The 23,582-nt window shown below is 62.3% G+C and carries 17 protein-coding genes and 1 pseudogene; 5 read left to right on the plus strand and 13 right to left on the minus strand.

The window, feature by feature from the left end:
• Positions 1–66: 66 nt before the first annotated feature.
• The gene (locus tag BMI86_RS20655) at positions 67–1,947 is read left to right on the plus strand and encodes a Mu transposase C-terminal domain-containing protein (RefSeq protein WP_243695876.1); all 1,881 of its coding nucleotides are present in this window, start codon (positions 67–69) and stop codon (positions 1,945–1,947) included.
• Here the strand turns inward: BMI86_RS20655 and istB are convergent.
• The 12 genes from istB to BMI86_RS20715 form a co-directional block, all read right to left on the minus strand.
• A complete protein-coding gene (istB, locus tag BMI86_RS20660; protein ID WP_078542982.1) occupies positions 1,899–2,630 on the minus strand; it encodes an IS21-like element helper ATPase IstB in 732 nt (243 codons plus the stop codon). The two genes, BMI86_RS20655 and istB, sit on opposite strands and share 49 nt — an antisense overlap.
• 15 nt (positions 2,631–2,645) lie before the next feature.
• Complete coding sequence (istA, locus tag BMI86_RS20665) at positions 2,646–4,178, minus strand: IS21 family transposase (protein ID WP_078542984.1); 1,533 nt, start codon at positions 4,176–4,178, stop codon at positions 2,646–2,648.
• 118 nt (positions 4,179–4,296) lie between these two features.
• Complete coding sequence (locus BMI86_RS20670) at positions 4,297–5,589, minus strand: IS256 family transposase (protein WP_078542986.1); 1,293 nt, start codon at positions 5,587–5,589, stop codon at positions 4,297–4,299.
• Between the two features lie 279 nt (positions 5,590–5,868).
• A complete protein-coding gene (locus BMI86_RS20675; RefSeq protein WP_078542988.1) occupies positions 5,869–6,894 on the minus strand; it encodes an IS110 family transposase in 1,026 nt (341 codons plus the stop codon).
• 370 nt (positions 6,895–7,264) lie between these two features.
• A complete protein-coding gene (gene fabI / locus BMI86_RS20680; RefSeq protein WP_078542990.1) occupies positions 7,265–8,029 on the minus strand; it encodes an enoyl-ACP reductase FabI in 765 nt (254 codons plus the stop codon).
• Positions 8,026–9,195: an acetate/propionate family kinase gene (locus tag BMI86_RS20685; RefSeq protein WP_035745643.1), complete on the minus strand. Its 1,170-nt coding sequence runs from the start codon at positions 9,193–9,195 to the stop codon at positions 8,026–8,028. The genes fabI and BMI86_RS20685 overlap by 4 nt, the downstream gene beginning before the upstream one ends.
• The gene (locus BMI86_RS20690) at positions 9,192–10,586 is read right to left on the minus strand and encodes a bifunctional enoyl-CoA hydratase/phosphate acetyltransferase (RefSeq protein ID WP_132464611.1); all 1,395 of its coding nucleotides are present in this window, start codon (positions 10,584–10,586) and stop codon (positions 9,192–9,194) included. Before BMI86_RS20690 ends, BMI86_RS20685 begins: the two co-directional genes overlap by 4 nt.
• A 4-nt stretch (positions 10,587–10,590) precedes the next feature.
• A complete protein-coding gene (locus BMI86_RS20695) occupies positions 10,591–12,348 on the minus strand; it encodes an alpha/beta fold hydrolase (protein ID WP_051693716.1) in 1,758 nt (585 codons plus the stop codon).
• A gap of 318 nt (positions 12,349–12,666) precedes the next feature.
• Positions 12,667–13,743 carry an alpha/beta hydrolase gene (locus tag BMI86_RS20700; RefSeq protein WP_168173903.1) on the minus strand — a complete coding sequence of 359 codons (1,077 nt, stop codon included), beginning with the start codon at positions 13,741–13,743 and terminating at the stop codon, positions 12,667–12,669.
• 8 nt (positions 13,744–13,751) lie between these two features.
• Positions 13,752–14,864 carry an ABC transporter permease gene (locus BMI86_RS20705; RefSeq protein WP_038070094.1) on the minus strand — a complete coding sequence of 371 codons (1,113 nt, stop codon included), beginning with the start codon at positions 14,862–14,864 and terminating at the stop codon, positions 13,752–13,754.
• Positions 14,865–14,871: 7 nt separating this feature from the next.
• Positions 14,872–17,598, minus strand: coding sequence for a ribosome-associated ATPase/putative transporter RbbA (gene rbbA / locus BMI86_RS20710; protein WP_078542996.1), 2,727 nt, complete (start codon positions 17,596–17,598; stop codon positions 14,872–14,874).
• On the minus strand, positions 17,595–18,662 hold the full coding sequence (locus BMI86_RS20715; RefSeq protein ID WP_078542998.1) for an HlyD family efflux transporter periplasmic adaptor subunit: 1,068 nt from the start codon (positions 18,660–18,662) through the stop codon (positions 17,595–17,597). The genes rbbA and BMI86_RS20715 overlap by 4 nt, the downstream gene beginning before the upstream one ends.
• 136 nt (positions 18,663–18,798) lie before the next feature.
• On the opposite strand from BMI86_RS20715, the gene BMI86_RS20720 reads away from it, so the two are divergent.
• Positions 18,799–19,548 carry a TetR/AcrR family transcriptional regulator gene (locus BMI86_RS20720; RefSeq protein ID WP_165915621.1) on the plus strand — a complete coding sequence of 250 codons (750 nt, stop codon included), beginning with the start codon at positions 18,799–18,801 and terminating at the stop codon, positions 19,546–19,548.
• A gap of 686 nt (positions 19,549–20,234) precedes the next feature.
• A pseudogene (locus BMI86_RS20725) lies at positions 20,235–20,858 on the plus strand (IS110 family transposase); the annotation flags it as partial.
• Between the two features lie 34 nt (positions 20,859–20,892).
• Here BMI86_RS20725 and BMI86_RS20730 read toward each other — a convergent pair.
• Positions 20,893–21,465: a recombinase family protein gene (locus BMI86_RS20730; RefSeq protein WP_078543001.1), complete on the minus strand. Its 573-nt coding sequence runs from the start codon at positions 21,463–21,465 to the stop codon at positions 20,893–20,895.
• A gap of 154 nt (positions 21,466–21,619) precedes the next feature.
• On the opposite strand from BMI86_RS20730, the gene BMI86_RS20735 reads away from it, so the two are divergent.
• Together BMI86_RS20735 and BMI86_RS20740 are read left to right on the plus strand one after the other, a co-directional pair.
• Complete coding sequence (locus tag BMI86_RS20735) at positions 21,620–23,281, plus strand: Mu transposase C-terminal domain-containing protein (protein WP_078543004.1); 1,662 nt, start codon at positions 21,620–21,622, stop codon at positions 23,279–23,281.
• 5 nt (positions 23,282–23,286) lie between these two features.
• The coding region (locus BMI86_RS20740) for a TniB family NTP-binding protein (RefSeq protein WP_210402745.1) at positions 23,287–23,582 on the plus strand (296 nt) is incomplete at its 3' end.

Here is a 23,582-nt window from a genome sequence, read left to right on the forward strand (position 1 = left end):
CTTTAATTCTGATATTTTTGCCCTTAAACCTGAGACAGGGTTCACAGACATTTGCGGCAAATATCGATGGATGGTGATGGCGAAGACTGCGTTGCTGTTGGTGCTGAAGAGGCGCGCAGGGCCGCGGTGCTGCGCCCTCTTGTTCAGGCATATCTCAATGGGACTGGCAGCCTGGAACGTGGCATCAATGACGCCGTTTGGGAGCTTGGTGTCAGCAGGGCGACGGTCTGGCGTTGGATAAAACGGTTGGCGGAAGAGGGTGGGCGCACCAGCGCTCTGGCTCCGCGGAAACGGGGCCGCCCGACCGGGACGATGTTAATATCCAGCAAAGTCGAAGCGGTAATCGAGGAGCACCTTCGCCGCTATTTCTTGCGCCGGGAGCGTTCGAGCTTGTCGCGCGTCGTGACAGAAATCCGCAGCGCTTGCTGGCAGGAGGGCTTGCAACCGCCGACACGGCGAACGGTTCAGCGTCGTCTGGATGCGATGGATGCCCGCGAAGTTGCGAAGGCACGAGAGGGCGCAAAGGCGGCCCGCCAGAAATTTGCGCCGGTCACAGGTGAGAACAAGGCCAGTATGCCACTGGAGATCGTCCAAATTGATCATACACCGGCGGACATCATTCTTGTCGACGGCTTTGAACGCAAACCAATTGGGCGGCCTTGGGTCACGCTGGCGATCGACGTCGCAACGCGGATGGTGACCGGATATTACACCTCTCTCGAGGCACCTTCGCGTCTGTCAGTGGCGCTTTGCCTGACACAGGCGGTGGCCCTCAAGGAGGAACTTCTTGCGGAATTGGCGTGCGATGTTCCTTGGCCGGCACAGGGCAAACCGCACAGCATCCACGTCGATAACGGTCGCGATTTCCGGTCGCGCGCCTTTCGGTCGGCCTGTGCGGATTGGGGGATCGATCTGGTCTATCGACCGCCAGCAAGTCCTCACTTCGGTGGTCACATCGAACGGTTGATCGGCACCATGATGGGGGCCGTTCACCTGTTGCCGGGAACAACGCAATCCTCGATCGCGGCAAAGGGCGACTATGACGCCGAAAGCAAGGCCACGATGACGTTGAGCGAATTCGATCGCTGGTTTGCTCTGGAAATCTGCCGTTACAACAACAGCATTCATTCAAGTCTTGGCTGCACGCCCGTTGCCAAATGGGAGGCGCTCTCAGAGCAAATGACAGGCGACATCCCCTTCGAGATGGAAGCCTTTCAGGTGAGCTTCCTGCCGAGTGAACTGCGCAAGATCAGGCGTGACGGCATCCATCTGTTCCAGATAAGGTACTGGTCCGATGCCCTTGCAGGCCACATTGGGCGCGGGGATGGAAAGGTGGTCGTTCGCTACGATCCTCGCGATATCTCAATGATCTGGGTCGAACTGGACGATGGCCGGTATGTTGAGGCGCGGTACAGAAACCTGGAAATTCCGCCCGTCTCGCTCTGGGAATATCGCGAAGCGATGAGGAAGGCCCGTGCCCTTGGCAAGTCCGGGTCTAATGAGCTGGTGCTGGCTGAGCTGATCCGACAGCAACGCCAGATCGAAGCTGAAAGCCGGGGCCTGACGAAGGCCGAACGCAGAACCCGTGAAAGAAAAGGGACATTGAAGGGCACGAACTCGGCCGTCTCGACAACCGAAGGGCTGCGCCCGATCGATACGGGTGATACATCGCGCCCATTGTTCAAGGTGGAGAGATTGCGCACACCGACGCATCCGGTCGGGCATTCCGACAACATCCGGTCACCGCGAGACGTCGCCACTGAGCGTGCTTTCTTGATGTCGCCTCTGTTTGATGCGGTCAAGCTTTTCGAGGTTCGTGATAGGGGAGCCGCGCGCGGCGCCGTGCGCGCCCCACGACGCTGGCGCGGCGTCGCGCGTGGCGGTGGCCCTGTCGCGCGTCATGTTTCGTTCTTTCGCAGTGAGGGGCCGTCCAAGGGCAACCTGTGAGCGTTGTGGACGATGCGGTCGAGGATTGCATCGGCGAAGGTCGGCTCGCCGATGACGTCGTGCCAGGCGTCGACGGGCAGTTGGCTGGTGATGATGATCGATCCGTTCTGGTAGCGGTCCTCGACGATTTCCATCAGGTCGCGGCGCTGCGATGTTGTCAGCCGTTCGGGCCCCCAGTCGTCCAGGATGAGCAGGTCGGTGCGAATGATCTGGCGGAACAAGCGGGGAAACCGCCCGTCACCATGGGCGAGTTCGAGATCGGCGAACAGACGCGACAAGCGGTGATAGAGGACGGTGCGACCGTCGCGGCAGGCTTTCTGTCCGAGCGCGCAGGCCAGCCAGGTCTTTCCGACACCGCAGGGGCCGGTGATGATCAGATTTTGCCGCTTTCCGATCCAGTCGCCGTGCGCGAGCTGGCGAAACAGGTCCCGGTCGAGTTGCCGCGGGGCGCGGTAATTGACGTCCTCGATGGCGGCGCCCCCATGGCGCAACTTGGCCGCGCGCATCCGGCTCTGGTAGCGCTTCGTGCTGCGGTTCGCGGCCTCGCGGTCGATCAGAAGACCCAGCCATTCGGCATGGCTGATCTCGGCGGCATCGTCTTGCCGCTGCAACTCGGCGAAGGCCTCCGCCATGCCATCGAGCTTGAGGGCACGCAGGTGGTTCAGGGTGGGATGGTCGAGCATTCGGATGTCTCCTTATCAGTGGAAATAGCTGGCGCCGCGGATATTGGGATGTGTGATCGCCGGGCCCTCCGCGGGGGTCTCTGGCCGTCGGCGATGCAGGTTGTTCCGGAGGATTGATTTGACCGAGCTGTATGACAGGCCGCCAATCTCGCCAGCACGCAGGCAGGCGGCTTCAAGGGCGTCCCGGCCATGGGGCTTGGCGAGGCGCACGATCCCGATGCAGGCGCGGAAGCCTTGCTCGGGATGGGGCTTGGCGCGCAGGATCAGATCCACGAGGTTCGCCGTGTTGGGACCGATCTTCTCGGCCATGCGCCGCAGTTCGGCGGGGGTGAGCCCGGCATATCGGCGATGGCTGGCGGGCATGTGCGCGGCCACGGTCGTATGCTTGCGGTTCCCAGACGTTCGGACATGGGAGGCCACGCGCTGTCCTTCATGGAAGATCTCGACAGTCCGGGCCGTGATCCGGGCCCAGAGCGTCTTCTTCAGGAGCTGGTGGGGCACGGAGTAGTAGTGCTTATGAACTTCGACATGGTAATCGAGGCCGACCCGCCGCTCGACCCAGTCGGCATACTCGTAGGGGGCCGCGGGCAACGGCCGGAGCGCGGGCTGGTCGAGCTGTTCGAACAGATCCCGGCGGCTGGCGCCCAGGTGCCGGGTCATCTTGCCGTTCAGTCCCGGCAGCAGATCGCGGATCGCCGCGTTCACTTCGGCCAGAGAAAAGAACCGCCGTTTGCGCAGCCGCGCGATGATCCAGCGCTGGACGACAAGAACGCCGACCTCGGCCTTCGCTTTGTCGCGAGGCTTGTAGGGACGCGCCGGCAGGATCGCCGTGCCGTAATGAGCGGCCATCTCGGCATAGGTGCGGTTGATCTGCGGCTCATGAAAGCAGGCCTTGGTCACGCCAGCCTTGAGATTATCCGAGACGATCTGCTCGGGCACACCGCCGAAGAAGGCCAGCAAGCGAACATGCGCGCCGATCCAGTCCGGCAGGCTCTGGGTCCAGGTCGCCTCGACATAGGTATAGTTCGAGGCACCCAGGACGCCGACGAAGATTTGCGCCACGCGGATCGCGCCGGTCTCGCCATCGATCACCTCGATGGTATCGCCGGAATAGTCGACGAACACGCGCTCGCCAGCCGCATGGTGCTGGCGCATGGTGGGCGACAGGCGGCCTTCCCAGCGACGGTAGAGGTCGCAGAACCGACTGTATCCATAGCCATCGTCCGGATGGGCGGCGCGATACTCCTCCCAGATCAGCGACAGCGTGACCCCCTTGCGGCGGAGTTGCCGATGAACCGCAGCCCAATCCGGCTGCGCCAATCCTCGGCGCGTTTGGCCGCCCGGCGGTGCAAACAGCCGTCGTTCCAGCGCGGCTTCGTCCAGCCCGTCCGGGAGCGGCCAACACAGTTCGGCCCGTTCCGCCCGCTTGAGATACTCGCTGATCGTCGACTGCCCGACGTTCAGGCTCCTCGCGATCTTCCGCGTCGACAATCCGGTGGCCCTCAGGCGAAGGGCTTCTGAAATCTTGCGCATTGGCAATCGTCTCATTCTGGGGCTCCTTGCTCGTCCTCGATGACGGCAAGGCTACCCTGCTGCACGATCGCCCAGCAGCCGGTCTCACAACTCGAAACCGGGATGATCGGATACCTCGGAATCCGTGACCGGATTAAATCGGAATGACCGACCGGATATTATCGGAATCGGTGACCGGATGACCCCGGTGTGCGCAGCGGACGCCGTCGCGGAACTCAACCCCGCTGATGACCTCTGGCAGGCGGTTCCGGCCGTCGAGCCTCCGCCATTTCTTCTGCGCCGACATCATCAGCCGGAAGGCCATGGCGAGCCCGGTCTTTCGGCTCAGGCAGCCCTTGGTTCGCCGGGTGCGGTGCCGGACGGTGGCGAAGGTGCTCTCGATCGGATTTGACGTCCGGATATGTTTCCAGTGCTCGGCCGGATAGTCGTAGAGGGTCAGCAGCGCGTCCCGGTCCTTGACCAGCTTGGCCACCGCCTTGTCCCATTTCACGCCGTAGGTTTCGACGAAGAAGTTGAAGGCGACGTTGGCTTCGGCCTTTGTCCCGGCCTGCCAGATGTCGTGCAGGTGTCCTTTGGCCCTGGCCTGCGCCGATTTCGGCAGCGCGTTCAGCACGTTCATGGTCTTGTGCAGCCAGCACCGCTGCTCCTGCGTCGTGGGGAAGACTTCGCGCAGGGCCGTCCAGAAGCCGAGGGCACCGTCGCCGATCGCGAGCTTGGGATCCTGCGTGAGGCCGCGCCGCTTGAGATCGAGCAGCACCTCGCGCCAGCTCTGGGTGCTCTCGCGGAAGCCGTCGGTCATGGCCAGCAGTTCCTTCCGGCCGTATTCATCCGCCCCGACGATGACCAGAACGCATTGCTTTTCCTCGGCCATGCGCGGCTTGAAGTAGACACCGTCGGCCCAGATGTAGAGGAACCGCCGGGTTCCGAGGTCGCGCTTCTCCCAAGCCTCGTATTCGGACCACCAGTTGGCTTTCAGGCGGGTGACGGTCTTGGCCGACAGGCCCTTGGCGTCCGGCCCCAGAAGGGCGGCCAGCGCCTCGCCGAAATCGCCGGTGGAGACCCCCTTGAGGTAGAGCCAGGGCAGCAGTTCCTCGACCGATTTGGCCTTGCGCAGGTAGCGCGGCAGGATGCTGGGCGTGAAGGAGATCCTCTCCGCTCCCGGCTTGCGATCCCGCACCCGCGGCACCTTCACGGCGACCGGACCGATCCCGGTCAGGATTTCGCGCTCCGGCAAATGTCCGTGCCGCACCAGCCTGGCCCGGCCGTCATCGAGCCTTTCCTCAGCGAACGCGGCGAGGAGCGTTGCCAGCTCGGCCTCAACCGCTTGTTCGATAAGCTTGCGCGCACCCTCCCGGATGAGGTCCGTCAGCGGATCCGGCGAAAACCCCGATGGATCGGGCAGCGTGCTGATGGTAGTCTCCGACATGTGGCATGTATGGATGCCGCCTTTGGTGCAAGGGGTATTTTGAACCTCTTTGGGTGCGATCGGGTGCGGTCATGTATTAGGCCTTGTCGTTGCGGCACTGTTCATGGCCGCGGGCCGATATGGTGATGCGCGTACCGGGTCCAAATCATATCCGAGGGCTTGGACGCCCAATGCCACATAGATGGTTTTCCCGGTCCGGATCTGGCCGATCAGTTTCCCATAAAAGCTTCGGTGACCTCCTCACACATCGACCGAGGCAGAGATTGGCGCGTCTCGCTGTTACGCGACCGCCTCGGGGTTCTTGTAATCCTCGTTCTTCGTCAGCATCGCCCAGATCGCACGGGCCATTCTATTTGCCAGGGTGACCGCCGCCACGAGTTTTGGTTTCCGAGCCAGAAGCCGTTCAAGCCACGAGCCCTTCTTGATGCCAAAACGGGTCGCTGCTGAAATAACCGACATGGCGCCTCTGATGAGATGGCTGCGAATGTCTACCTGCCCCATCTTCGAGACCTTCCCCAAGCGGCTTTTCCCGCCTGTGGAATTCTGTCTGGGCACCAGTCCCAGCCAAGCCGAGAAATCCCGCCCGCGGGAAAAACATCCCGGATCCGGCGCGAATGTTTCGACTGCCATTGCGGTTTGCAGTCCAACCCCGGGGACAGTCTGCAAGCGCTTCACCACCGCGGATTTCTTGGCCATTTCCCGCATCTCACCCGTCATCTCTGCGATCTGCGCTGTCAGCTGCGCGATATGGTCGACATAGACATGCGCCAATTCGCGGACTTTGCATGGCATGGACACCGTTTCGTCTTCAATCATCGCAGACAGTTTCTTCAGGCCACACATATTGGTCGCGGCAATCACACCGTGTTCCGCCAGATGCGAACGCAAGGCGTTGATCGTTTGGGTGCGTTGGCCAATGAACATCTGCCGCGTCCGATAGGCCATCGCGCTGATCTGCTGATCCTCGGGTTTGGGCTCGACAAACCTCATGGTCGGACGTGAGCCCGCCTCGGCAATGGCTTCCGCGTCTGCCATATCATTTTTCTGGCGTTTGACATATGGCTTCACATATTGCGGTGGGATCAAGCGTGGACTGTGGCCGAGGCGTTCAATCTCCCGCGCCCAACCGTGGGCGGTCGCACAGGCTTCCATGGCGACGATGCATTTGGGTTGCTCCGAGAGAAACGGCAGAACCTGGCTTCGAGAAAGCTTTTTGCGAAACACGACGGCACCGGCTTCGGAGGCACCATGCGCGTGGAAAACGTTCTTTGCCAGATCAAGGCCGATGATGGTTGCTGTAGTCATGTGGGTGCCTCATTCCTTTGCCACGCTGCCATCAGCATGACGATATGTTGCGATGACGCCGGGCGGCGGCATCCACACCATCATATCCCTTTCTCGGCTGAGAATTGACGGCGTCTGAACACCGCCATGATATGCCGCCCCTCAGGGCATCACCAACTTTCGCGCGTTACTCCTCACTCCCGAAGCGGGAGTTCTGCAACAACGCCGATCTTGCCCGCGATCAGCAAGACCACGGCAAGATTGAAGGAATGGAAGGGATGAACCGTAAAGAAGGTCACGCGGCGGCGCCTGTCAGAATGCTGTCAACTGATGTTGATTCCGCTTTGCCCCGGATCCGCCTTCCGGTCAAGGGCGGGGCCCCGCGCCTGCCTCAGGCGGTGGTGTGAAATCCGTTATCGGCATAGACCACCGATCCGCTCATGGGACTTGCGGCCTCGGTTGCCAGAAAGGCCGCCAGCGTACCGATCTCTTCGATGCTTACCAGTTTTCCCGCAGGCGTACGGGCGCGAATCTTATCCATCAGCGCATCGAACCGGTCGATCCCCGAGGCGGCGCGGGTCTTGACCGGACCGGTTGAAAGCGAAAAGGCACGAATCCCTTCGCCCGCCAGATCGGCCGCCGCATAGCGGACCGAAGCCTCCAGTGCGGCCTTTACCGGACCCATGAGGTTGTAATTCTCGACCACCCGATCCGCGCCGTAAAAGCTGACCGTGATCAGCGAACCACCCGCCTGCATCAAAGGCCGCGCCAGCCGCGCCATGCGCAGGAAGGAGTGGCAAGAGATATCCATCGCCGTCGCAAAACCTTCGGCCGAAGCGTTGACAACGCTGGTGTGCAGATCCTCGCGCGGGGCGAAGGCGATGGCATGAAGCAGAAAATCAAGCCGCCCCCATTCAGCGGTAATGCGGTCAAACACGGCTTCCAACTGGCCGGGTTCACGCACATCGCAAGGAAGGAACAGCGGCGCACCCACTTCCTGCGCCACGGGTTCGACCCATGGCCGGGCCTTTTCATTAAGAAAGGTCAGCGCCAGCTCTGCCCCCGCCGCGCGAAAGGCCCTGGCGCAACCGGCGGCGATGCTGGCCCCATTCGCCACGCCAACCACGAGGCCGCGTTTGCCTTTCAGATCAATCATGTCGCTGCCTCTTCGCTGACGGCCTCCTGGGCGATGATGCTTTCCTCATCGGTCGGAATGACAAGAAGCTGCACCCGGCTGGCGGCGGTGCTGATCCTGCGCGACCCTGCTTCATTGGCATCGGGGTCAAGCTCTGCCCCAAGCCAGGCCAGCCGCGCGGCGACACGGGCGCGGATACCGGGCTGATGCTCGCCGATTCCTGCCGTGAAGACCAGCGCATCGATCCCGCCCATGCTGGTCGCCAACCGTGCCACCTCGCCCGCGATGCGCAGGCAAAAGAGGTCGATCGCCTCGGCAGCCTCTGGGCGCGTGCTGGCCATCAGCTCGCGGCTGTCAGCCTCGAAACCCGACACGCCCAGAAGGCCGCTTTCACGATAGAGCATGGTCTCGACCTGTTTCAGGCTTTGCCCCATTTCGCCCATCAGATGCAGGATCACGCCGGGGTCCAGCGCACCCGAACGCGTCGCCATCGGGATGCCGTCCAGCGTCGAAAACCCCATCGAGCTGTCGATGCTCTTGCCGCCCCGGATCGCACAAAGGCTTGCGCCGCTGCCCAGATGTGCGGCGACCACCTTTGCATCGGTGGCCAGATCGCCCAGTTGCCCGGCGATATAGCGGTAGGAGAGACCATGAAAGCCATAGCGCTTGATCCCCTGATCATAAAGCGCGCGCGGCAGGGCAAAGCGGCGGATCAGGGGCGGGTTGGTGGCATGAAACGCCGTGTCGAAAGAGGCTGTCTGTGGCACATCGGGGTAAAGCCCCCGCATCGCCCGGATCAGCGCAAGGCTTTGCGGCTGATGCAGCGGCGCAAGCCGCGCCAGCGCGTCGATCTGCGCGATCACCTGATCGGTGATCCGGGCTGGTCCTGTGAAGACATCGCCGCCATGCACAACCCGATGGCCGATCACCGCAAGGCGCGAAAGATTGAAATGCCCGGCCAGCCAGGCAAAAGCCTGGTTCAGCACGGCTGTCAGATCGCCGGGATCCGCTGTGATCGGGCCTGAAAAGGTCTTGCCCTCGCGCGTCAGGCGCACTTCGAAAGGCTCATCGCGGAAATCGATCACGCCCGAGGCCAGCGGGCGCGGCGCGGCGGCCTCCAGTGCGTAAAACCCCAGCTTGATAGTCGAGGATCCGGTGTTGAATGTCAGGATCAGATCGCGGGTCACGCCTTCCCCTCCGCTTTGCGGACCGCGACCAGCTTGGCCAGCGCAGCCGAGGCGATGCGGGCCGATAAAGGATCCGCCCGGCTTGTCAGAACGATTGGCACCCGTGCGCCCAGAACCAGCCCCGCGGCCGTGGCGCCCGCGAAATAGATCAGCTGTTTGGCAAGCATGTTCCCGGCCTCGAGATCCGGCACCAGAAGAATATCGGCCTCGCCCGCCACCTGCGAGACGATGCCCTTCGTCGCCACCGCCTCGGGGCTGATCGCATTGTCGAAGGCCAGCGGCCCGTCAACCAGCGCGCCCGTGATCTGGCCTCGAGCCGCCATCACCGTCAGCGCGGCGGCATCCAGCGTGGCGGGCATCGTCGCGTTCACCGTCTCGACCGCCGCCAGCACCGCGACCTTCGGCTGATCGCGCCCCAGAAGCCGCATCAGATCGACGGCATTCTGGCAGATGTCGCGCTTATGCTCTAATGTCGGTGCGATATTGATCGCGGCATCGGTGACGATCACCGGCTTGCGATAGGCGGGCACATCCATCGCATAGACATGGCTGATCCGGCGTTCGGTGCGCAGGCCGCCGCTTTTCGAAACCACCGCCGCAAGCAGTTCATCGGAATGCAGGCTGCCCTTGACCAGCACCTGGACCTTGCCACAGGCCGCCAGTTCCACCGCCCGCGCCGCCGCTGCATGGCTGTGCTCTGTCTCCTCGATCCGGAAGCCGTCAAGCGCGACCCCGGCCTCGGCGGCCGCCGCGCGAATCTTTGCGCCGGGACCGATCAGGATCGGGTCAAGCAGGCCTTCGTCGCGCACCTCGATCGCGCCAAGGATCGCGGATTTCGAACAGGGATGCACCACCGCCGCCCGCACCGGGGGCAATGCGCGGGCCTCTTCGACAAAGCCCTGCCAGCGCCCCTTCGGCAAGACCACCGCCTCGGGAAGGTCACCCGGCACCCAGGTCACCTGCTCGACCGGGGCCAGCACCAGCGCCTCGCCCGAAAGCACCACCTCGCCCCGCTGATTGCGGGCGGTGGTCGTCAGGCGGACACGGTTCTTGCCCTCGATCAGCTCGGCCACTTCAACTTCGGCGGTGATGGTATCGCCTGGCGAAACCGGCTTGTTAAAGCGGATCTGCTGGTCGAGATAGATCGTCCCCGGCCCCGGCAGGCGGGTGCCCAGCACCGCCGAAATCAGCGCCGCAGTCCACATGCCGTGCACCACGACATGGCCAAACGGCCCATGGGCGGCGAAACCGGCATCCAGATGCGCGGGGTTGGCGTCGCCGGAAACAGCGGCGAACAATTCAATATCCTTGGGACCGACGTGGCGGACAAGACTGGCGCGGTCGCCGATTTTCATCTGGTGAAACAGATAGTTGGTCAGAGTGCCGGTCATCTTGTCACCTCTGGAAAACATATGTGCCGGGCGCATCTGCCAGCGCGTTGCCCATTGCGGGCGGCGCGGCGGGGGCACCCGAACGCGCGGCAAGCCAGGCCTGCCAGGGCGTCCACCACGAACCCTCGGTTGCAGGATTGGCCTCGACCCAGGTCTCGGGCGGCAAAAGCGCGTCGTCATGGGCGCGGGTCGCCAGCCGGTAGCGGCGGCGCGGGTGACCGGGAGGAGAGACGATCCCCGCATTATGCCCGCCCGACGTCAGCGCGAAAGTCACCTCGCAATCGGTGAACTGGTGGATTTTGTAGACCGACTTCCAGGGTGCGACATGATCGCGCTCGGTCCCGACGGCAAAGATCGGCACCCGGATGTTCTGCAACAGAACTGTCTTGCCCCCGGCGGTGAAGCGTCCCGAAGAAAGCTCATTATTCAGATAAAGCCTGCGCAGATATTCGGCATGCATCCGATAGGGCATCCGGGTGCTGTCGGCATTCCAGGCCATGAGATCATTCATCGCCGTCCGCTCGCCCATCATGTAATCGCGCACCATCCGGGACCAGATGAGGTCATTCGAGCGCAAAAGCTGAAACGCCCCCGCCATCTGATCGGCAGAGAGATAGCCGCGGTTCCACATCATGCTTTCAAGAAGATGCAGCTGGCTTGGGTCGATGAACAACGCAAGCTCGCCCGGTTCGGCGAAATCGACCTGCGCGGCAAGCAGCGTCAGCGAGGCGAGACGCGCGTCCCCCTTCCCCGCCATGGCAGCCGCCGCGATCGACAGCAAAGTGCCACCCAGACAATAGCCGGTGGCGTGGATTTTCTGATCGGGCATTAGACGGGTGATCTCATCCAACGCGGCCATCACGCCCAGCCGGCGATAATCCTCCAGCGTCAGATCACGATCCTCTGCACCCGGATTGCGCCAGGAAATGGCGAAAACCGTGTGGCCCTGCGCCACCAGCCAGCGGATCAGGGAATTCTCCGGGCTGAGGTCGAGGATATAGTATTTCATGATCCAGGCCGGAACGATCAGCACCGGCTCGGGGTGCACGGTTTCTGTCGTGGGCGTATACTGGATCAGTTCGATCAGGTGGTTGCGGAAGATTACCTTGCCCGGCGTCACCGCCACATCGCGACCCGGTGTAAAGGCCTCGACACCCTCTGGCGGCTCCTGCCGGATCTGGCGGACGACGTCCTGCAGCCAGTTCTGCCAGCCCTTCACAAGGTTCATGCCTCCGGTAGCCCAGGTCCGTGCCACAACCTCGGGATTGGTAAAAGGGTTGTTCGAAGGCGCACAGACATCAAGGATCTGTTTCGCGGCAAAAGACACCACATCCTCGTGGTGCTTCGTCACGCCCGGAACCTCATGGGTGACGTTATGCAGCCATTGCTGCTGCAGCAGGAAAGCCTGCGACATCCAGCTGAAGGGCGGTTTCGCCCAGGCTTCACCGGCGAAACGGCGGTCGCCCGGCAAGGGCGTGATGACCGGCGCGGCCTGCGGATCCATCGCCGAGGCCATCAGATGCGCCATGAGACGCTGCCATTTGCGGCCCGCCTTGACGCCCAGTTCCATCTGCTTGCCCGGTGCCTGCGCCAGATGAAAGGCCCAGTCGACATAGGCCATCATCAGCGAGCCGGGCGAGACCCCGCCGCTGAGCTGTCCCGAGAGCGCCTCTCGTATGCGGTCAACGGCCTGAAAAGCCTCGATGCCAAGGCTTTCATCGCCGGTTGCACCCGAGCCATCTGATTTGGGAGTAAGGGCCATGTCGCGTCTCCAATTTACCGGCGGAAGTTAGCACAGAACTATCAACGAGTGTTGATCGAAATCAAAGAGTTCAAGATTTTTCTTGAACATAGGCATTGCGCCCAAGGCCCGATGCCGACGACATGTCGTAAAGCGCCGTCAAACCGCCGAAACAGCCGCCCCCGGACTGAACAGGCAAAGCATCGGCGTCCGGCGGCGGACACGGAATCCCCTGTCCCTGCCCTGATCATCATGGACGATTACCGGCAAAACGGCGCGACGTCGAGGCCATGACCCGGCCAATGCCGCTGGCACCAACGCCGGGCCAAGGCCGCGGCCTCAATCCGCCAGCACATCACCGATGCCAGTGAAGACACCACCGACCTGATTGAAGACAAAGGCCCCAGCCAAGCGTACCTCACCGAAAAGGGTGTTTTCAACCACAGCCCCGGCCTCGCCGGAAAGCAGGCCGACATAGCGGCTGTGGGCGGGATCATCGGTCGGAATATCGGTAATATCCACGATCCGTATTCCGGTCGCGACCGCCAGGCGCTGGACCGCCGGATCACGCACATCGACAAGCCCAAGCCGTATCCGACGTACCGAAAGCTGCGACGACAGTTTCAGCGCCAGATCGTCCGAGGAGACGAGCACCGTGATGGGATGCTTCATCGGCCCAAGGCTGACCATCTGGGCGCGGAAAAGATCGATATCAATATCCGGGGCGGCAAGGATGACCTCGATCCGGTCCAGCACATCGTCCCGCCCGGCAAGACGCAGTTGCACCAGCGTCTCCATCGTCAGCCGCGCGCCCATGCTGTGAGCCAGCACCGGCACCGCGTCGGAAGCGGACCGACCCTTTGTCAAAAGCCGCAGCAGATCGGCAAGCGCCGCGCGGGAAAAGTCAGACGCGTCACGATCAGCCAGATAGGCGCCCGGATAGCCTGCCGAGGGCCATGTAAAAAGGACGGGCTTTTCCTCGATATGCGCATCGACCGAAAGCTGCGCGGTACGGAACAAGGCCTCATGAAAGCGGGTGTTGAAGCCGTGGACATAAAGCCCGACCCCCTCGCGCGAGAGACGCTTTGCAAAGGCGTCACGGCTAAGCGTCTGCCGGCTGCGCATCACGAAATTCCGGTCGGCGCTGCTGCCATTGCGATCCGGCCATTCAATCTTTCCCGGCCGATGGCCAGGCGGCACCGAGACCTCGTATTCCAGCCAGCTTGGCCGGATGGAGCGAGAGTCGCCAAAGGCCCCCGGCAGATTTGCCTCGGGCGCGCGGGTGGTCATGGTCAGCACCCGGACAAGGCGGGCGCCCTCGGGCAGGGCACCGGCATCGGGGGCCAGAACTTCCGGCCCCGGACGCGCAGCGCAGCCTGCAAGCGCAAGCGTCAGGATCAGAAGCAGGCGGCCCAACATATGCCTTACCGCAGGAATTTCTTGAATCGTATCAGTGCCAGCCAGAACAGCGCCACCCCGATCGCCGCCAGCGCCGCGAACTGGGGCCAGACCACGTCAAGCCCCGCACCTCGGAACAAGATGCCCTGCGAGAGGATGATGAAATGCGTGTTGGGGGCTGCAAGCATGATGGTCTGGATGATCTCTGGCATGGATTCCCGCGGCGTCATCGCGCCTGACAGCACCTGCAGCGGCAAAAGCGCCATCATCAGCAAAAGCGCGAATTGCGGCATCGACCCGGCGATGGTGGCAAGGAAAATTCCAAGCCCCGTCATGGCGAAAACCATCAGCACCGCGCCCGCAAGAAACAGCACGACCGAGCCCTGCACCGGAACCGCCATCAGCGCCTGCACCACAACACTTAGCGAAAAGATCGACCCCAGCAGCACCACCAGCCCCATCGACCAGATCTTGGAAAACATGATCTCGGTCGTGGTGACGGGCATGACCAGCAGGTGCTCGACCGTGCCATGTTCCTTTTCGCGGATCAGCGCCGCGCCGGTCAGCACCAGCGACAGCATGGTGATCGACTGGATCACGGCGGAAATCGCGCCGAACCACTTCGGATCCAGCGAGGGATTATACCGCGCGCGGAGCGCCAGATCGACCGGCAGCGCGGTCTCGGCCCGGTAGCCCGCCACATATTCCGAAACCTCGGAGGACACGATCTGCTGGATATAGCCGCCGCCGGTGAAGGCCTGGCTCATCCTTGTCGCGTCGATATTCAGCTGGATCGCCGGGTTTTTTCCGGCCAGCACATCGCGCGCGAAATCCGGTGGGATGTTCAGCGCAAAAGTATCCAGCCCCTGATCCATCCGCCGATCCATCTCGGCCGTCGTGGTCATCTGCGGCTCGACAAAATAGGGCGGATAAAAGGCCGAGGTGATGCGGGCGGAGAGATGCGACTGATCCTCATCCACGATCGAGATCGCGGCATTCGTCAGCGCCTCGGGCGAGGCGTTCGCAGAGGTCCAGATCGAGAGCGAAAAGGAATAGACGATCAGCACCAGCATCACCGGATCGCGCCAGAGCCCGCGCAATTCCTTGACGCCCAGATTGAAGGTGTTGCGCAGGTTCATCCGCCCCTCACTTCGCCTGTTTTTTCAGGAAGGCCGCCGCCAGCCCGATAATCACCGGAATGGCGATGCCCATGGCCAGCATCGGCCCGGCCAGTTCCGCCATTCCGAAGGCCTTGGAGAAAGCCCCCCGCGCGGCGGTGATAAACCAGGTCGAGGGGTAGATCTCGCCCAGAACCCGACCAAAACCCGACAGCGAAGAGACCGGGTCGATCAAACCCGAATAGCTGACCGCCGGGATCATCGTCAGCATGGCGGTCGCGAACAGCGCCGCGACCTGACTTGCGATGAAGACCGACACCAGAAAACCAAGCGCCGTGGTCGCGGTGACATAGATCAGCGCCGAAAGGGTAAAGCCCAGAAAACTGCCGTTGAAGGGCACTGCGAAGAATGTGACCGCCATGGCCATCATCAGGAAGAAATTCAGCATGGCCAGCGCGATATAGGGCAGCTGTTTGCCAAGCAGAAATTCCAGCCGCGTCACCGGCGTGACGTAGAAATTGATGATCGAGCCCAGTTCGCGTTCACGCGCGACCGAAAGCGTGGTCAGGATCGCCGGGATCATCAGCAAAAGCAGCGGGATGATCGCCGGGACCATCGCATTCAGGCTGCGCACGTCGGGGTTGTAGCGGTATCGGGTCACCAGTTCGAAACTGCCGCCGCTCGCCTTGTCACCGTAAAGCTGACGCGCCTGACGTGTGATCCAGTCGGCATGCATGCCCTGCACATAGCCCTGCACCGTATTGGCGCGGCTGGGGTTGGCGCCGTCGAACCAGGCCCCGACCTGCACATCCCTGCCTGCCGCGATATCGGCGGCAAAGCCGGGCGGGATCTCGATCGCCAGCGCCAGCTCGCCCGAGCGCATTCTTGCGTCGATCTCGTCGTAACTTGTCAGGGCCGGCTGTTCGATGAAATAGCGCGATCCCGCAATATCGGCGATATAATTGCGGCTGGTGGTGGTCTGGTCGCGGTCAAGGGCGGCGAAGGTCAGATCCTCGACATCCATGTTGATGCCCAGCCCCACCACGATCATCAGAAGAAGGCTGCCGACCAACGCCATGGTCAGCCGGATCGGATCGCGCTGCAATTGCAGGCTTTCCAGCTGCGAATAGCTAAGCAGTCGCCGCAGGCTGAAGCCGGATTGCTGCGCGTGATGGGTCACCCCGGCTGCGGGGGCCTCGGGCGCAGCGGCGGGGGCGGGTGCCGTCTCGCCAATCGCCTCTTCAAGATAGGCGATGAACGCGTCTTCCAGCGTGGCGCAACCTTTGGCTTTCGTGATCCCCTCGGCGGTGTCCGAGACCAGCACCTTGCCCGCATGCATCAGGCTGATGCGGTCGCACCATTCCGCCTCGTTCATGAAATGGGTCGAGACAAAGATCGTCACGCCATCCTTGCGCGAAAGTTCCGCCAGAATGCGCCAGAAGCCGTTGCGCGCCACCGGGTCCACCCCCGAGGTCGGCTCGTCAAGGATCAGGATCTCGGGCGCATGGATCATCGCCACCGCCAGCGAAAGCCGCTGGCGGATACCCAGCGGCAACGCCTCGGGCAGGCTGTCGGTCACGTCGCCCAGATCGAACCGGGCGATCATCTCGTCAACCCTGGCGGGGATCTTCTCGGCCGCCATATCGAAAAGCCGCGCGTGCAGATCAAGGTTCTGACGCACCGTCAGCTCGGAATAGAGCGAGAAGGCCTGCGACATGAACCCGACCCGGCGGCGCACCGACAGATCGCTTGCATCGACCTCATGGCCGAAAAGCTTTGCCCGGCCCTCACTCGGCTCCAGAAGCCCGGTGAGCATCTTCATCGTCGTCGTCTTGCCGCAGCCGTTCGAACCCAGAAAGCCGAAAATCTCACCCCTGGGGATGCGGAAGGAAACATTGTCGACCGCCACGAAATCGCCAAAGCGCTGCGTCAGCCCCTCGGCCTCGATGGCGATATCGCTGTCATCGGTGGTCCGCGGCGGGATCACCACGGCACTGTCTTCGCCCCGGTCTTCTTCGGGCAAAAGCGCGATGAAGGCTGCATCAAGCGTGTCGGCCCCGGTCCGCGACAGCAGATCGCTGGTGGTGCCGGTGGCCAGCACCCGGCCCGCATTCATCGCAACCAGCCAGTCGAAGCGCGCGGCCTCTTCCATATAGGCGGTGGCGGTGATCACGCTCATCCCCGGCCGTGTCGCGCGGATGCGGTCGATCAGATCCCAGAACTGGCGGCGCGACAGCGGATCGACGCCGGTGGTCGGCTCGTCAAGAATCAGGAAATCGGGATCATGGATCAGCGCGCAGCACAGACCCAGCTTTTGCTTCATGCCGCCCGACAGCTTTGACGCCGGGCGCGACCGGAACGGCGTCATGCCGGTCGCAGCCAGCAGATCGGTGATCCGCCGCTCGCGTTCGGCCTTGTCATGACCGAAAAGCGAGCCGAAGAAATCAAGGTTCTCTTCGACCGAAAGCGTCGGGTAGAGGTTCTTGCCCAGACCCTGCGGCATATAGGCGGTGCGGGGGCAGACGCGGTTGCGATGCGCCACATCGCGCATATCGCCGCCCAGAACCTCGACCTTGCCCTGCTGGATCACACGTGCCCCGGCCAGCAGCGACAGAAGGCTGGACTTTCCGACCCCGTCTGGCCCGATCAGCCCGACCATGCGCCCCTCAGGGATCTCCAGCGTCACATTGTCAAGCGCCGTGACCTTGCCATAGCGCAGCGTCAGGCCGGAGACCCCGGCAACTGAGCCGGTCATTTCACGACATTGGAAAGAAAGTCAGGCCAGGCGGCATCCGGATTAAGCCGCAGATAGGCCATGCCCGGCAGGCCGGTTTTGACATATTCGATATGCCGCGACAGCAGCTCGGGGTCGATGCGGGCACGGACGCGGAACATCAGCTTTTCGCGCTCATCGGCGGTCTCGACCGTCTTTGGCGTGAACTGCGCCACATCGGCAACATAGGAAACCGTGGCCGGGATCACGAATTCCCGCGCCGCATCCATGACAAGGCGCACCTCTGATCCGACCTGCACCCGGCCGACCTGCGATGTCGGCAGAAAAACCGTCATATAGACATCGCCCAGATCGACAAGGCTGAGGATCCGCCCGCCAGAGCCGACAATCTCGCCCTCTTGTGCGATGCGATACTGGATCCGGCCCGTGCGCGGCGCTTTCAGCGTGGCGTCGTCCAGAGAGGCCTGGATCGCATCAATCGACGCCTTTGCCGCCTCGACGGCCGCACTTGCATCGACCACCTGCGCCTGCGCGCTGCTGACCCCCGCCAGCGCTGCCGCATGGCTGGCTTCGGCCGAGGCCACACCGGCGCGGGCCTGGGCGTCCCGGGCGCGGTCATCATCCAGCACCTGCTGCGAGATCGCACTGGTCTTTGCAAGCTGCTCAGAGCGTTCAAGCCTGCGCGACGCGGCATCGGCAACCGAGCCTGCCTGATCAACCGCGGCCCGGGCCGCGCGCTCTTGTGCCTCGGCCTGAGCGACCAGCGCCCTTGCTGTCTCGACGCCGATTTCGGCGCGGGCAAGCTGCGCTTCGGCCTGACGTTTTTGTGCGTTCAGCTGCACCACGTCCATCTGCACCAGCACATCGCCTGCGCTGACCATGTCACCTTCGGCAGCGGTGATTTCGGCGATTCGGCCGCCGGTGAGCGCCGCGATATCCACCTCGGTCGCCTCGATCCGGCCATTGGCGCTGGCAAAACCCGCCGGCAGACCGGCGGGTTGCAGCCGGTCCCAGGCCAGCCAGCCAAGCACGGCGACAACGGCCAGGCCGCCCAGAATAATGGTGTTTCTGCCGGGCTTTGCCATGATCTGCCTCTGATTGCTGTGCTGATGGATGCTTCGCGCATGTCCCGATGCGGTTTTCGCCCTACGCTCCCCTGTTGTCAACGCTCGATGACAGGGTAAAAACCTGTATTGTCGCGCAAAAGCGGCTGCTGGTTGTTTGCTGTTGAAAAACCAGCTAAACAACACGACCCGGTCTGGGCTGCACCTTGCCGCACCTCTGCTCCGGGGCAGCATTTTCAGTTTCTTCGCGTCGAAGCCACCGGACGAACACAAGCCACCCATGCCAAGGACGCTCAACTCAGCCAACTCGACCGACCGCATGCCGGGGCAGGCAACCGGGAAAGAACGCATTCTTGCATCGGCGATGCTGCTTTTCGCGCGGATGCCCTATTCCGACACCAGCCTGCGCGACATCGCCGCCGCGGCTGGGGTCGATGTGGCCTATGTCCATCGCGCCTTCGGGTCGAAGGCCGAGATATTCCGTCAGGCCTTGCTGGCGCTTGCGCCCCTCGATGACATCGCCGCAGGGGACCCCGATGGCGCGACCATGATCAACCGGATCTGCGATCTGGCCTTCCTGCGTGATCCGCGCAAGGTAGAAGATGTCAGGCCGCTTCATTTACTGACACAGTCCAGCCTCTGCAGCGAGGCGCGGGCGATCATTGCGCAATTCTTTGGCACGTCACTAGCCCTGCCTCTAAGCAGGGCGTTTGGCCATGCGGATCCGGGACGGGCGCATTTCGCGCTTAGCCTTCTCAGCGGTTTCGTGACCCATCGTGCGATTTTCGGGCCTGCGGATTTGCTGGCTATCCCCGAGGCGGATCAGCGACAGATGCTGCAAACCGCCCTGATGAACGCAATGCTGCCTGGTTGTTCAGATGGGGTATTCGGCTGGCGTCCCATCTAGACCACTATCCAAGTCAGCTTGCCAACTGCGATCCTGTATAAGTTATGTTGGGATTTCCGCGTTTCGTGCGGAGATTTCAACACGATTGATCGGACGCCTCAGGTGCTTTCAGGCGGCTATATACGGTCGGTCAGATGGCCGCTTGGATCGAGTGTCGGTCTCGTAGGTTGCGCGCCCCCGCAACCATTTCTACGATTTTGCACGATATTCTACGACAGAGTACGATCTGCAACGACGCAGCACTACGCTAGAGCCTGATTGCTCTCACTGAACCCGCAATCAGAAGATGCAGCGACGCTCTTCCGTTGCGCCGATACTTCCGCTAGCTCAGCCGCCCCGCGACTATCGGAAGACAGGCAATGAAATCAACTCGTTCGTCCCTGATCCCGCACAGGGTTGCAAGCTATTGCGACCTAAGGCTCGCTCCTGTCCTCGAACCGGAGGAGGCGAGCACCGTGCGAGAATGCCTCGCGGGCCTGCTCGATCGAAACGAGTACCCACCCTATAAGCGGTGGGTCCGGCGCCGCAGATGGTGGGGTTCGTGGCGCGGCCGGTGATGGTGCTGACCATCTCCGTCCCTGCGCTGCCGCGCTGACGGGGGCTGCTTCAGGGAAGTGGGCGCGCGCCGCAGACGGCGCGAAATCGTAAAAATTGCAGCAGGCCTGTCCAACCAGGAGGCTGAGAGAATGATCGCGAGGATCGGAATCGACATCGCAAAAAACGTGTTCCACGTCCATGGCGTCTGCCCCGCCGAAAGGCAGCTCATATCGCGCAAGCTGCGCAGGTCCCAGGTTTTGGCCTTCTTTGGAAAGCTTGAACCTTGCCTTGTCGGCATGGAAGCATGCGCCACTGCGCACTACTGGGCCCGAGAAATAGCTGCGCTTGGCCATGAAGTCCGGCTGATGCCACCAAAATATGTGAAGGCCTATCTGAAGCGGCAGAAGAACGATGCTGCTGATGCTGCGGCGATCTGCGAAGCGGTTGGGCGTCCTGACATGCGTTTCGTGCCGGTGAAATCGCGGGACCAGCAGGCCGCTCTCATGCTGCACCGAGCCCGGGATCTGCTGATCCGGCAGAGAACCATGCTCATCAACGCCTTCCGTGCGCACCTGGCGGAGATCGGCCATGTCGCCGCCGTTGGCAGAACCGGCGTGACCGAGCTGCTGGAAGTCGTGAAGGCCGATGACGACCGGTTGTCGCCACTTGAACGGGAAACCCTCTCCCATCTTGCAGGCCAGATAGGGGATGCGACCGCTCGGATCACGGCGTTGGAAAAGCGCATCCTCGTCTGGCATCGCAGTAGCGAAGCCTGGGGTCTGATGCCGGAGGGGGCAGAATCCTACGCTAAGGCTTAATTTTTGGGGAATTTCGCTGCAGCGTTCTGTAGACGGTCGGTCTTGAGACAGAGAAGAGCTCAGCTAGATCGCTGATGGAATATTCGCCGGAGGCGTGCATCCGGCTCAGTTCTTTTTGTTGTTTTTCCGAGAGTTTCGGCTGCTTTCCCCGGAGTTTGCCCTTGGCGCGGGCGATGGCCATACCTTCGCGGGTGCGCATGCGGATGAGGTCGGCCTCGAACTCGGCGAAGGTGGCGAGGATGTTGAAGAACATCTTTCCCATCGGGTCGGTCGGATCGTAGACCGATGCGCCGAGGGCAAGCTTGACGCCCTTCTTTTCCAACTGTTCCGCGATGGCTCGTGCGTCGGGGACCGAGCGCGCGAGGCGGTCAAGCTTCGGCACGACAAACACGTCGCCTGCGCGCACGGCGGCGAGGGCCTGGGCGAGACCGGGCCGGTCGCGGTTCGTGCCGGTCAGACCGTGATCTGTGTAGATGCGGTCTTCGGTGACCCCAAGCTCTGCAAGGGCAGCACGCTGCGCCGTCAGATCCTGACGATCGGTGGAGCAGCGGGCATAGCCAATTTTTGTCGTTTTTCATAAATAGGTTCAGCACTGGCCATTGTTTTCATTGACACGCGCTTGTCACAAAAGACTTCAATACTGATCGCCAAACAGTTCGGTGCGTTGCAAAACCGTCAGACACCGGTTCAGCGCGTTGCAGGAGGCAGGATCGGTCATGGACCTGGAATCCGTTCCGAAAGGCGTGTGGCAGAAGGCCGAGGAACGGGCGGCCTTGCTTCGACCACTTGCCGCGCTCCATGAAGCACCAGCGCATCTTGTCCGCGCTGCAGCGATTGATCTGAAAATTTCCGAACGTTGGGCCTACAGGCTGATCCGCCGGCTCCGTGAAGAAAACGGCGCGGTCACCGCGCTCTTGCCGCGCGATGGCCGCGGTGCTCCGCGCAAGACGCGGATCGCGGGGGATCGGGAAGCGATCATCGGTCATGTCATCGAAGGCCACTATCTCAAACGGCAGAAGGCGCGCCCCTCGGAAATCGTGAGGGCGGTTCAGGTCGAGTGCCGCAAGGCGGGGATTTCGTCTCCTAGCGAAGCCACGATCAGGCGACGGGTTAACCTGATCGACAAGGGTGTCGCGTCACGGCTTCGCGAAGATGATCCGGACACAAAGCCGATCCTCGGCGCGACCCCGATCCCGAAATACCCGCTCGACGTCGTGCAAATCGATCACACGCCGGTCGATGTCATTTTGGTCGATCCGTTCGAGCGTCTGCCAATCGGGCGGCCATATCTGACGGTTGCGATTGACGTGATGAGCCGGATGATCGCGGGCTTCCATCTTAGCCTTGATCCCCCTTCCGCCGCGAGCGTCGGCCTGTGCCTCGCCCACGTCGCTGACGATAAGAAAACCTGGATGACAGCGCGCGGCGTTACGGATGTGGAGTGGCCGATTGCGGGAAAGCCAAAGAAGATCGGCGTAGACAATGCCGGCGAGTTCCACTCGCAGGCTTTCGAGCGCGGGTGCGCGCAACATAATATCGAGATCGAATGGCGACCGCCGGGGCAACCTCAGTTCGGTGGCATTGTAGAGCGTGTGATCGGCACCCTCATGCGGCGCATTCACAAGTTGCCGGGCACGACATTTTCCAACACGGCGCAGCGCGGCGCATACGACAGCGAAAGACAGGCCTGCCTGACCCTTGAAGAACTGGAACGCTGGCTGACGGTTGCGATTTGCAAGGATTATCACCTGTCCGGGCATCGTGGGTTGGACGGGGCCACACCTCTTGCCCGGCTGAAGGAAGGTCTCGTATCCTTGAGCCGATCTGGCGGCAGCATCGCTATCCCGCGTGACATGCGCAGCTATCTGATCGACTTCCTTCCGGTTCTGCGTAGAACGTTGCAACGCGACGGATTCACCGTAGATCATATTCGCTATTTCTCGAACGCCCTGAAACCGTGGATCGTCTCGCGCGACGTCCGGACGGAGGGACATCTGATCCTGCGCCGCGACCCACGAGACCTTTCGCGTGTTTATGTTCTCGACCCTTTCGACGGTTCCTGGCTCGAAGTGCCGTATCGCACACTCTCCCGACCGTCGATCACGCTCTGGGAACATCGGGCAGCGCGACGACGTGCCCAAGAACGCAATGCGGCGACCGTGGACGAGGACAGCATTTTCACCGCCTTCGCGGAAATGCAGGAGATCGAGCGCAACGCGGCCCGGCTCTCCAAGGGTGCCCGCCGCCGTCGGTCGCGACCGGTGCTGGATCGACAATCTCCTTTGGCGAAGCAACCGGAGGCTCTCGGCCTGGGCGAGCTCGCGCAAGATCAACCGGACGCTCCACCGCAACCATTCACCGACATTGAAGAGTGGTAGGGCAGATGGACCATCTTCGACCCGAAGCCCGACGCATCGCGGAAAAGCCTGCTATCGAACGGCTCGATTGTTTCGCAACCGACCGCTGGATCGGCTATTCCCGCGCGCAGGATGCCCTGAAACGCATGGACATGCTGTTGGCGACGCAACCCGGCCGTGTTCGACCGCAGAACATGCTGGTTGTCGGGCCGAGCAACAACGGCAAATCGACCATCGCCGAGAAATTCCAGCGCCAGCACCCCCGAAGAAGTTCGGAAGAAAGGGACCGACATATCTTTCCGGTCCTGTCGGTCCAGATGAT

Origin of the sequence: Thioclava sp. DLFJ5-1 (assembly GCF_002020115.1) — a bacterium.
In the GTDB taxonomy this organism is placed as follows: Bacteria; Pseudomonadota; Alphaproteobacteria; order Rhodobacterales; family Rhodobacteraceae; genus Thioclava; species Thioclava sediminum.

Excerpts from the sequence above, each read along its gene's own strand:
- fabI (WP_078542990.1), bottom strand. The coding sequence starts at position 8,029 with ATGATTGATCTGAAAGGCAAACGCGGCCTCGTGGTTGGCGTGGCGAAT.
- BMI86_RS20735 (WP_078543004.1), top strand. The coding sequence starts at position 21,620 with ATGGACCTGGAATCCGTTCCGAAAGGCGTGTGGCAGAAGGCCGAGGAA.
- BMI86_RS20655 (WP_243695876.1), top strand. The coding sequence starts at position 67 with ATGGATGGTGATGGCGAAGACTGCGTTGCTGTTGGTGCTGAAGAGGCG.
- BMI86_RS20690 (WP_132464611.1), bottom strand. The coding sequence starts at position 10,586 with ATGACCGGCACTCTGACCAACTATCTGTTTCACCAGATGAAAATCGGC.
- rbbA (WP_078542996.1), bottom strand. The coding sequence starts at position 17,598 with ATGACCGGCTCAGTTGCCGGGGTCTCCGGCCTGACGCTGCGCTATGGC.
- istB (WP_078542982.1), bottom strand. The coding sequence starts at position 2,630 with ATGCTCGACCATCCCACCCTGAACCACCTGCGTGCCCTCAAGCTCGAT.
- BMI86_RS20705 (WP_038070094.1), bottom strand. The coding sequence starts at position 14,864 with ATGAACCTGCGCAACACCTTCAATCTGGGCGTCAAGGAATTGCGCGGG.
- istA (WP_078542984.1), bottom strand. The coding sequence starts at position 4,178 with ATGAGACGATTGCCAATGCGCAAGATTTCAGAAGCCCTTCGCCTGAGG.
- BMI86_RS20715 (WP_078542998.1), bottom strand. The coding sequence starts at position 18,662 with ATGGCAAAGCCCGGCAGAAACACCATTATTCTGGGCGGCCTGGCCGTT.
- BMI86_RS20670 (WP_078542986.1), bottom strand. The coding sequence starts at position 5,589 with ATGTCGGAGACTACCATCAGCACGCTGCCCGATCCATCGGGGTTTTCG.
- BMI86_RS20675 (WP_078542988.1), bottom strand. The coding sequence starts at position 6,894 with ATGACTACAGCAACCATCATCGGCCTTGATCTGGCAAAGAACGTTTTC.
- BMI86_RS20695 (WP_051693716.1), bottom strand. The coding sequence starts at position 12,348 with ATGGCCCTTACTCCCAAATCAGATGGCTCGGGTGCAACCGGCGATGAA.